The sequence below is a fragment of the Paenisporosarcina sp. TG-14 genome, from assembly GCF_000297555.1.
Taxonomy (GTDB): domain Bacteria; phylum Bacillota; class Bacilli; order Bacillales_A; family Planococcaceae; genus Paenisporosarcina; species Paenisporosarcina antarctica.
Window position 1 is genome coordinate 1 of record NZ_AMGD01000087.1, and the last position, 11,012, is coordinate 11,012.

The 11,012-nt window shown below is 36.8% G+C and carries 9 protein-coding genes; 7 read left to right on the top strand and 2 right to left on the bottom strand.

Features of this window, described 5'->3' with window-relative positions:
• Nucleotides 1-536 precede the first annotated feature (536 nt).
• From C406_RS0117830 to C406_RS0117850, 5 genes are all read left to right on the top strand, one after another.
• On the top strand, nucleotides 537-2,654 hold the full coding sequence (locus C406_RS0117830; protein ID WP_017382019.1) for a type IA DNA topoisomerase: 2,118 nt from the start codon (nucleotides 537-539) through the stop codon (nucleotides 2,652-2,654).
• Nucleotides 2,655-2,666: 12 nt separating this feature from the next.
• Entirely contained in the window at nucleotides 2,667-3,089 is a 423-nt protein-coding gene (locus C406_RS0117835; protein ID WP_017382020.1) for a protein-tyrosine phosphatase family protein, read from the top strand.
• A 513-nt stretch (nucleotides 3,090-3,602) separates the two neighbouring features.
• Nucleotides 3,603-4,028: a hypothetical protein gene (locus C406_RS0117840; RefSeq protein ID WP_017382021.1), complete on the top strand. Its 426-nt coding sequence runs from the start codon at nucleotides 3,603-3,605 to the stop codon at nucleotides 4,026-4,028.
• Nucleotides 4,029-4,655: 627 nt separating this feature from the next.
• A complete protein-coding gene (locus tag C406_RS0117845; RefSeq protein ID WP_017382022.1) occupies nucleotides 4,656-5,444 on the top strand; it encodes an alpha/beta fold hydrolase in 789 nt (262 codons plus the stop codon).
• 221 nt (nucleotides 5,445-5,665) lie between these two features.
• Nucleotides 5,666-6,931: a M48 family metallopeptidase gene (locus C406_RS0117850; protein ID WP_017382023.1), complete on the top strand. Its 1,266-nt coding sequence runs from the start codon at nucleotides 5,666-5,668 to the stop codon at nucleotides 6,929-6,931.
• 82 nt (nucleotides 6,932-7,013) lie between these two features.
• Here the strand turns inward: C406_RS0117850 and C406_RS0117855 are convergent, their stop codons facing one another.
• Complete coding sequence (locus C406_RS0117855) at nucleotides 7,014-7,544, bottom strand: hypothetical protein (RefSeq protein ID WP_017382024.1); 531 nt, start codon at nucleotides 7,542-7,544, stop codon at nucleotides 7,014-7,016.
• Between the two features lie 119 nt (nucleotides 7,545-7,663).
• Nucleotides 7,664-8,311, bottom strand: coding sequence for a PAQR family membrane homeostasis protein TrhA (trhA, locus tag C406_RS0117860; protein ID WP_017382025.1), 648 nt, complete (start codon nucleotides 8,309-8,311; stop codon nucleotides 7,664-7,666).
• A 143-nt stretch (nucleotides 8,312-8,454) separates the two neighbouring features.
• On the opposite strand from trhA, the gene C406_RS0117865 reads away from it, so the two are divergent.
• Together C406_RS0117865 and recQ are read left to right on the top strand one after the other, a co-directional pair.
• Nucleotides 8,455-9,063, top strand: coding sequence for a DUF1836 domain-containing protein (locus C406_RS0117865; RefSeq protein ID WP_017382026.1), 609 nt, complete (start codon nucleotides 8,455-8,457; stop codon nucleotides 9,061-9,063).
• Nucleotides 9,064-9,117: 54 nt separating this feature from the next.
• A complete protein-coding gene (recQ, locus tag C406_RS0117870) occupies nucleotides 9,118-10,872 on the top strand; it encodes a DNA helicase RecQ (protein ID WP_017382027.1) in 1,755 nt (584 codons plus the stop codon).
• Nucleotides 10,873-11,012 lie beyond the last annotated feature (140 nt).

Here is an 11,012-nt window from a genome sequence, read left to right on the forward strand (position 1 = left end):
TATGGTTAGCTTGATGACATTGGACTGAAGCCAAGCCCGCGAAAAGCGTCCACCGTAGCGGAAATTAACGGACTTCTATGGGTACCCTTCTTAAAGGACCGGGGATACTTTGCTCGGTTTTTCTTATGTAATAAAATAGATAGATGGGTAAACTACTATGGAATGGGTATTTTTATGGAAGTAATTGGGCGAACGGGAATAAACACAAGTTGAACAGGAATAAACGGGTTTGAACGGGAATAAAACGATCGCGAACAGGAATAAACACCTCGCGAACGGGATTAAATCAATATGAACAGGAATAAATCCATCAGCAGCACAATGCCATAACGCAGTTTGTACTTTATAACAGTAGCGTAGCGAGTCATATGTTATACCATTTTCAGGTAGGTACATAAACTTCAACCTGGAAAATCGTGAAAGAGACTTCAACGAAGCGTGTAGCCCTATTTTAAGCTTTGATGAAATGTAGAGTATGTGTTCGTCAGATGATATACTTTTTAGTACAGATTGGATTTAAGAAAGGCGGGGCTTTGGTGAAACCGGTGATAATTGCAGAAAAGCCAAGTCAGGCGAAGGCATATGCGGATGCTTTCAAGGTTAAAAAGAATGAAGGTTTTTTTGATGTGCAACCATGTGACATATTTCCACAAGGGGCCTATATTACCTGGGGAATCGGTCATTTAGTTGAGCTGCGTGATCCAAAGTCACACAACCCAAAGTGGGCGAAATGGTCACTTCAAACATTGCCAATTTTACCTGAGGAATTTCAATTTCAAATTGCAAAGGGAAAGGCGAAGCAGTTTGGGGTTATTAAAAAACTAATCTATGAAACTGATACGGTTATAAATGCATGTGACGTAGATAGAGAAGGTTCTAATATTTTCTATAGTATTTTTGATCACACACGCGCACAAAATAAAACAATCAAACGACTTTGGATTAATTCACTCGAAGTCGATGAAGTACGCAAAGGCTTTCTTCAGTTACATGATAATAAGAAAGATTTGTTGATGTATGAAGAAGCGAAAGCGCGTCAAATGAGTGATTGGCTTGTTGGAATGAATGGCTCAAGGCTGTATACACTACTCATTCAAAAAAAGGGGATTCGAGAAGTGTTTTCTATCGGACGCGTTCAATCGCCAACGGTTTATTTGATTTACCAACGCTCGCTTGAAATTGAGCGCTTTGTTCCGGAGCCATTTTTTGAATTAGAAGGAACTTTTAAAGCTGAACAAGGTTCATATAAGGGCAAAGTCAAAGGGAAGATGAAAGTTCATGAAGAAGCACAAGAACTTTTGAGGAAACATCAAATAGATGGAACCATTCCTGGAACAGTAAGCCGTTTAAAAACAGAAGATAAAAAAACACTCCCTCCAAAGTTGCACGCATTATCCACCATTCAAGCAACTGCGAACCGTAAATGGAAGTATAGTCCAGCTAATGTACTGAAAACCATGCAGACTTTATATGAAAAGAAACTAGTCACGTATCCAAGAACAGATACTCAATTCATTACGCCGAATGAATTTTCATATCTTGAAAACCAAGTTGAAGCGTATCAAAAATTAATTAATCAACCTTTTAACGTTGCTTCAAGAACACCAAGTAAACGTTATGTAGACAGTTCAAAAGTGCAGGAACACTACGCCATCATCCCGACGAAAAAAATTCCGACTGTCGCGGTATTAGCACGCTTATCTAGTGAAGAACGGAATTTGTATGAAGAAGTTTTACGTACAACCCTTGCTATGTTCCACTCGAATTATTTGTATCAGGAAACGTCTGTTACAACAGATGTCAATGGGCTTGCATTTTTGTCAACGGGCAAAGTGGAAATTGATAAAGGGTGGAAAGTGTTATTTTTAAATGATACAGATTCTAAAGCATCAAAAGAACCCAACTTACCGAAGCTTTCACTGCATGAACAAGTCAAAGGTAAAGTGGCAATAAAAGAAGGTCAGACCAATCCACCAAAACCATACACAGAAGGACAACTCATCGCCATGATGAAAACATGTGGGAAGTTTGTAGAGGACGCAGCGGAAAATGAAATTCTAAAAGAAGTTGAAGGTCTTGGAACTGAAGCTACACGGAGCGGAATTATTGAAACGATTAAACGTCATGGTTATATTGAAGTGAAGAAAAACATCGTTTCAATCACTGAAAAAGGAAACGTACTTTGCCAAGCCATTGAGGGGAATTTACTTGCTAGTCCAGCGATGACAGCTAAATGGGAAGCATATTTGAAGAAAATAGGAACTGGAACAGGATCTTCAGAGTTATTTTTAGGGAGTATTTCAAAATTTTTGAATCACCTAATCAAAGAAGTGCCATCTCAACTACATGATAAGATTTTTGATATGTCGACTGAGATAGATTTAAGTGGAGTTGAAGTAGCGACTTGCCCTACTTGTCAAAAAGGAACGATTATTTCAAGAAAGAATTTCTATGGGTGTTCTGCGTATAAAGAAGGCTGCAAACAAACGTTTCCAGCAATTTTACTAAAGAAACAATTAACTGTCATACATGTTGAAGATTTATGTACAAAAGGGGAAACTGAAGTTTTAAATGGCTTTGTTTCTAAAACAGGGAAAAGTTTCAATGCAAAACTCATGTTTACCAATGGTCAACTCAAATTCAATTTTATTTAGGAGGAAATTAATATGAATGTAAAAAATTATCAAGCATTAATTGATGATCGTATATTTATTGGGGGAGTAGCGGACGTTCAGAGCGCTATCACTGAAGAAAAAATTGATGTAGTATACGATTTGCGAGCGGAAGTTGCAGAATCCTCTAGCGAAATCAGTAAACATCAACCGATTGTAGACGATGGGGAATTTCAGGATGAATCCATTCGCACAGGTGTAAAACAAATCGTTCAAGATTATCAAGATGGTAAGAAAATTTTCTTCCATTGTAATACAGGTCGTGGTCGCGCAGGAACAATGGCGGTAGCTACACTTTTAGAACTTCGTTTAGCGAATACAATTGAAGAAGCTGAAGAAAGAGTGAAAATGATTCGTCCTGAAGTTAATGTGAAACCACAATTAAAAGAAGCTCTAAAACGAATATATAGAGCATAAATAGCATAGTATAAGTAAGTAGCCTTTTGTTTGTGAAGGTTGCTTATTTTTTGAATTGAGCCTGTAAATTTTAATTTCTCTCATTTGTTATGAAGAAGTTAATTTCGACTCATAGACCACCCTCCTTATTAAAAAAACATGCGAATTCAACTAGCAAAAGATAATGATCATCAAAATGCGCTATTTGGTAATAATGTAATCAATATTATTTGTGGAAATCCATGAATTTTAGTATGCTGTTTAACTCGATTTTTTAACACTCCATGTAAAGGATAAGGACTCCTATTCCAGTGGTTTTTGGCGGGATGTTGTTGAATTAAAGCCAAAACCCTATGGTTTAAAATATATTATCAAATTTGAAGAACAACTACAATCCCTTGAACAGCAACGATTTTATGGTCCGACAAGATTTGTGATTCTATCCGTAGTGAGTTTTCCATTTATTTAATAAGTGAAATTCCACTCAAAAGGGTGTATACTTACAGTAAGAGAACTTTTAGAAGAGGTGGAGTAATGGAAAGTAATCAAATTCCAAGTGCCGTTAACAAGGACTTTTTGACAAATGAATTAGGGCTAATTCAACATTTAAATACAACAATATTCAAAAAACGTGATTTTTTTGTATTATCACCGTCTGTTCAAAACAAGTCTAATGGATTTGATTTAAGAGAAGTTAGTTTAAATAAATATAACCGAATTGCTCATAATGGATATTTACTTATTCGCTACAAAGAACGCTTCTTAATTGCTAAGCTTGCAAATTTTAGAAAGAAAATGATGCGTGAAGAGCTTAAAGCAACTAGTACTTCAAAAACCTCACATTGGAAATTTATTGTTAAGGAAACTCCTACGTTACACGTAGTGTGTCAGACTGACAGTGAAGAAACGTTTCCACTACAAGAACCTTCAAGCAACCAATTAATTAAGTTTTTTCAATAAATAAACGAAAGCAGGCGTATGCACAATACGTATGCTTTTTTTTTTTTTTGAAACAGAAGAAAGTATATAAAATTGATGCCAAGAACCCAATGTTATGGTGTTTTTAGTATAAGGAGACTAACATGCTAAAACGGAATTTTTTTGATGTGACTCTCGTTATTTCGATTAATGTAAAGTCGTGATTTCCTTTTTTAGAAACTTAAGTTTCGTCTCAGTGAAAGTGAATTTTGTTCAGTGATCTATTTATGTTTAGTAATCTTTGGATTGCACATAAAAAATCGTCCTCTAAATATGGGTGTAAGTACTTTCATTTTACAAAATCACTGTTGATTTTTAACCAGGTGAATGATTGTAGTGAAAGGCGGCGACTCCAGCGGAAAAAGCGTGTTCGGTGAGACCCCGGAGGAGCTTGCGACGAGGAGACTCACGGACCGCCCGCGGAAAGCGTCCGCCTGTAACGGAAATCAAGCGTACTTTGCCCGATTTTTCTTAAAATAATTCCAAGGTAATTATACTGTTATGGTATGTGAAGTTTAACTAATTATTCAGAAAAAATCAAATTTAAGATTACAACACTTGATATGGGGGTATGTGTATGACAAAACATTAAAAATAGGAGATGTTATGATGGGTCAGCAACAAATAAAATTATCTAACCTTACACTAGCATATCAAGATTGTGGAGAAGGAGAAGTGATCGTATTACTACATGGCTTTTGCGGGAGTCATGCTTACTGGGATAAAGTAATTCCGACTTTGTCTAAAGAGAATAGAGTAATTGTACTAGATTTACCCGGCCATGGAGATTCAACTTTTCCTAAAGGGAATTATGAAATGGAGTATATGGCGGATACATTGAAAGAGTTAATGGACGTATTAATGTTGGGGAAAATAACGTTATTTGGACATTCTTTAGGAGGATACATAACATTAGCATTTGCAGAAAAATATGAAGAACAACTAAATGGTTTTTCTATCATTCATTCGACCGCATATCCGGACTCAAAGGAAGCGAAAGAAGGTAGAGATGCATCGATTGAAAAAGTGAAATCTGAAGGAGTTCCTTCTCTGATCGATGGTTTAGTCCCGAAATTATTTGCTTCTGAAAACTTGGAAACGCATGCAAAAGACATTGAAAAAGCAAAAGAAATTGGCTATGAAACAAGTGAAGAAGGGACAATCGGTATGTTAAAGGCTATGAAAAATCGGCCAGACCGAAATCACGTATTAAAAAATAGTAAGCTACCGTCTTTACTAATTGCTGGAGAAAATGATCAAGTTATTCCACCAGAAAAAACATTTTCAGTTCAAAAAGAAACTATTTCACAAGCATTAATAAAAGGTGCTGGTCATATGAGTATGATGGAGAAGCCGGAATTACTCATAACGGAAATTCAAGCGTTTTTAAGAAAATAACTGTCGAACTATGTAAAGACTAGTGGAAATAATATATGTAGAAAAAAGCAAAGTGACAGACAACACTTTGCTTTTTTTCGTGTTTACTGAAGTGAAGATTAGAAAATAAATTGATGATTCATGTAAAGTATTATTATTTTTAAAAAAGAATTGACAATAAATTCTCTGTAGCTTAAATTATATTAATATATGTAAATTTAATACAAAAGGGGAAATCAAGAGTGAAGACAAATGTTACATCAGAGAGAGAAACGATATATTTTGTGTTGAGTCTAGTATTTAGTATTTTCATTTACATTTTTGCAGCTGTTTCCATTATTGGAATTGCTATTGCTCTTGGGATTCTAGCTGTAATGATATATGTGAATTTAATCATGCTTGGATCAATTCGGGGCAATGGTATTCGTATTCATCACAGTCAATTTCCAGATGTATATGAGCGTGTAGTTGCATTATCTAATGCAATGGGGTTAAAACGAGTACCAGAAGTATTTATTGTACAGTCTGAAGGTGCACTAAACGCATTTGCAACACGATTTTTAGGACGTGATATGGTTGTCATTTATTCGGAGGTATTTGAACTTGCTAGACAGGGCGGAGAAGAAGAACTAGATTTCATTATTGCTCATGAACTCTCCCATATTAAACGACGACATGTGTGGAAGAATATTCTCTTAGTTCCGGCGACATTCATTCCTTTCTTATCACAAGCGTATAGTCGTTCATGCGAATATACGTGTGACCGAGAAGCTACTAACTATACTCAAAATGGTGTTGCGGCAAAGCGGGCATTAACGATCTTAGGAGCGGGCAAAGATTTATATCTTGAGGTAAATGAGCAAGCCTATTTGGAGCAAATCAAGAGTGAGTCAAATGTTGCTGTTTGGTTAAGCGAAGTATTGTCGAGTCACCCTCTTTTACCGAAACGGATTCAAGCAGTGGGTCGTTTTATGGGTGTTGAAGGAACTCCTTCATACGTGCCAAATCACGGGAAAATAGTCCTTGGTGCTACTTTATTATTTGGAAGTATGTTCGGTATTTATATGCTCATCATCTTGTTATTCACGGCAGGGGGACTGGTCTATGCAAACTTACTTCCTGCAGCCTTTTCGGAGGAACTATTAGAAGGAGAGACTCTTCTTATGAGCGCTGCCTACAACGGTGATATTGATAAAATGAATGCTTTGATTGAAGAGGGAGCAGATTTGGAAGAAAGAGATGCAGAGGGATATACCGCTCTAGCCTATGCAGGATTTTCAGAGGATAACAAAATTGCTAAAGTACTATTGGAAGCAGGTGCAAATCCAAATGCACAAGATGATTATTCACATGTACTTTTGGATGCAGTATATAATGGGAACTATGAATTGGCATCTATGCTTTATGAGTTCGGAGCGGATCCGTCCCTTGAAGATTCAACAGGCGAATCAGCCTTTTCTTATCTTGAAGTAGATAATGAAAAAGATTTTTTAAGAGTGATCAAGTAGTAAGTATAGTAAAAAGAGGCCGTTTTAAAAGTCACTGATGACTTTTAAAACGGCCTTTTTCCTTATTCTAAAAAGTGATGACTTAAAAGCATTGAAAAGATGTAATTCTGTTTAAATCTGTTCCATAATAATTCCATCTACGGCCATTCCATCTAAAACCAGCGATAGATTGTCTACCAACGTAAGTGGGGTAAAACCAGAAAGAACGACCGTTTCTTAACCATACATACGTAAAGCGGAACAAACACCCTCTAATGGCGCCGGGATCTACAGCAAAAATCTGTGCTCCACCTCTAGCTCCAGCTGGTTGTTGTGGAACAAAAGATGGAGGTGGTCCAGTCGGTGGTCCAGAAGAAGACTGACCTCCAGGCGGTCCTCCTTGTCCAGGGAAACCAGGTGGTGGTCCCTGTCCAGGGAATCCGGATGGTGGTCCTTGCCCAGGGAAGCCAGGTGGTCTCATTTGTCCAGGGAAACTAGGGATTCCAAAACCTGGCCCTCCTTGTCCAGGAAAGTTTGGGTTTCCAAAACCTGGTCCTCTTTGTCCGAAAAAGTTAGGACTATCAAAGTCCGGCGAGTCATCATCGGGTAGAAATGGAAAAAATTGATTAACCAAAAATGGGTACCTCCTTTAAACTGTATTCAATTTAGTATATGACTTTATCTGAAAATAGTTTGGGTACCAATTAAACATCTATAAAGTAGAAGTTGTCTACTTCAAAACAATCATTTCGGTTAAAGTACGTAGTAATACACACATAAGAAATGTGAAAGGGTTCCAAGCAGTATAAAGATGTGAAATATCTCATGGAAACCTAGATATTTAGATTGAAGAAAGTTTGGTTTTGCTCCGTAAATAATGCCTCCAATTGTGTACATGATACCACCTAAAATAAGCAGCCATAATCCAGGTGTACTTAATGTATCTGATAGTGGAGAAGCTAGGAAAACGATAATCCAACCCATCCCAATATAGAGTGCAGTAGAGAGCCATCTAGGAGAATTAAACCACACCATTTTAAATGTAATCCCTGCAATTGCAATGGCGGCAACAACTAAGAATAATACAATGCCAGTGGGTCCTTTTAGCGCAATTAAGCAAAATGGAGCATATGACCCGGCAATTAATAAAAATATCATAGAATGATCAAGTCTTCTTAAAAAAGCAATGACATGATCCTTTGCGAAAACCATGTGATACATAGCAGATGTTGAGTACAATAAAATCATACTGATCCCAAAAATGATAACTGCAATTAAATGTAATACAGGTGCATCATTAGTTGAACCTTTCATAAGCATGGCAATTAAAGCGACAACAGAAAGAACAGCACCGGCTAAATGTGATAATGCATTAAAGGGTTCTCGTATATGTGTATGCATTTTAAATACCTCCATGTTCATATGTAGTTATTGATACTACTTGTAATGGTATATCTATTTCGTCATCTAGTCAACGTTTACGATTGCTGTTTTTTGCGTTAAACTAGTACTAATAAACGTAAATGAAAATAGAGGGATGTTATATGGATAATACACAACAACTTCTTAATAAACTTTCTCTTGAAACAAATATTTTGCTTCAGGAGATGCCGGATATTGACTTATATATGGATCAAGTAATTCAATTATTCGATCACACCTTCAAAAACACGAAGCGCAATGACGAGGAAAAAGTTTTAACAAAAACGATGATTAACAACTATGCTAAGGGAAAACTGTTCATTCCTATAAAAAACAAAAAGTATTCGAAGAAGCATCTCATCTTAATCAGTTTGGTCTATCAACTAAAAGGTGCTTTGTCCATTAACGACATCAAAGCAACTCTAGATAGTATAAATAACAAATTGATAAACGAAGACTTTGAACTAGAAAAATTTTATACTAGCTTTCTTGCAATTCAGCAAAGTAATGCATTAGACTTTGAACAGGAATTTCAAAAGCGAGCAAATGACGTTCACGACGAAGTGAAAAAATTGAAAGATCACGATGCGGAGAAGGTAGAGAAAATTCTCCTGATCACTTCACTGGTCAATATCAGTAACTCTTACCGCAAAGCAGCTGAACTATTAATAGACGAGTTAAATGAAGAAACGAACCTGATGCCTGACATCCAAACTAATAAGAAAAAGTAACACATAAAAAAGTGGCTGACACTTTCAATCTACACTATAGAAGGAGTGACGCATTTGTTAGACCAAGCAAGAAAGTATTTACAAACATATTTTGGTTACGAGACATTTCGGACCGGACAAGAACAAGTAATCAATCAGGTGCTAAATGGAGATAATTCCATCTGTGTTATGCCAACGGGAGGTGGGAAATCCATTTGTTATCAAATTCCTGCACTTGTTTTAGAAGGAACCACGATTGTCGTTTCCCCATTAATCTCTTTAATGAAAGATCAAGTTGATACATTACTAGAAGCAGGCATTCATGCGGCCTATATAAATAGCTCACTAAGTCATAAAGAAGTGCGTGACGTCATGTACGATGTTGAGCGTGGTGCTGTCAAACTTCTCTATATTGCTCCAGAGCGTTTGGATTCTCAAATATTTTTAAATGAACTCCGTAAAATTCCAGTTCCACTTATTGCCATAGATGAAGCGCATTGTATCTCTCAATGGGGTCATGACTTCCGTCCAAGTTATCGCTTGATTAGTCGGATGACAGAACTTTTTCCGAATACCCCAACTGTGTTAGCGTTAACTGCAACTGCAACTCCCCAAGTACGCGAAGATATTTGTCGAATCCTCAATATCGCTGAAGAAAATACAGTGATGACTGGATTTGAACGACCGAACTTAACGTTCTCCGTCGCAAGTGGACAAGATCGTGAAAAGTTTGTTAAAGACTATGTCATGAAGAATGAAAATGAATCAGGTATTATTTATGCAGCAACACGGAAAACTGTGAATCATATATATGAAGTGCTTAATAAACGTGGAATAAGTGTTGCGAAATATCATGGTGGGATGATGGATGAAGACCGGAGTTACGAGCAAGATCGGTTCTTAAAAGACGAGGTTCAAGTGATGGTAGCGACCAATGCTTTTGGTATGGGGATTGATAAATCGAACATTCGATATGTCATTCATTATCAATTACCCAAAAATATGGAGAGCTATTATCAAGAAGCAGGACGTGCCGGACGAGATGGATTGCCGAGTGCCTGTATTGTGCTCTATGCATCTCAAGACGTTCAAACTCAGCGCTTCTTAATTGACCAAGCACAAGATCCGAGTCGAATTCCTGGAGAACTGATTAAATTGCAAGGAATGGTCGATTATTGTCATACAGAAAATTGCTTACAACAATTTATCATTCATTATTTTGGAGACACCCATATCGATATTTGTGGGCATTGTAGCAATTGTACAGATCAACGTGAAAGTAAAGATGTCACTCAAGATGTGCAAATGGTCCTTTCATGTGTCATTCGAATGGGGCAAAAGTTCGGCAAGTTACTGATAGCCCAAGTGCTGACAGGCTCTCAAAATAAAAAAGTGGTTGAATTAGGATTCCATAAATTATCAACTTACAGCATTTTAAAACACTACAATGCCAAAGAAGTAGCAAATTTAATAGAATTTATGATTTCTCAAGACATGTTAGCTGTTAAACAGGGCTCGTTTCCAACAATTTACGTAACAGAACTGAGTAAAGACGTGTTAAAAGGAAATCGAAAAGTACTGCGTAAAGGAGCTATTGTTACGCAGCAGATTGGAGATAACGACCCGTTATTTGAAGAACTTCGTGTGCTTCGTAAACAATTAGCTGACGAAGCAAATGTTCCGCCATTTGTTATATTCTCTGATAAAACATTGAAAGATATGTGTGCTAAACGACCGAAATCTAATGAAGCCTTTTTAGAAGTGAGCGGCGTTGGTGCAAATAAACTTCAGAAATATGGAGAAGCCTTTTTAGAAGCCATAAATCAATGAAATTTAAAAGGTTGTAGAATATTTGACGTTGGTGAAATAAAATCCCCTTCTCGATAAAACAGGAGAAAGGGGTGGAATTTCACTAATGTCATTTTTTTATAAATATCAATGAAACTAAAAAAAGCCTGATACACGCTGAT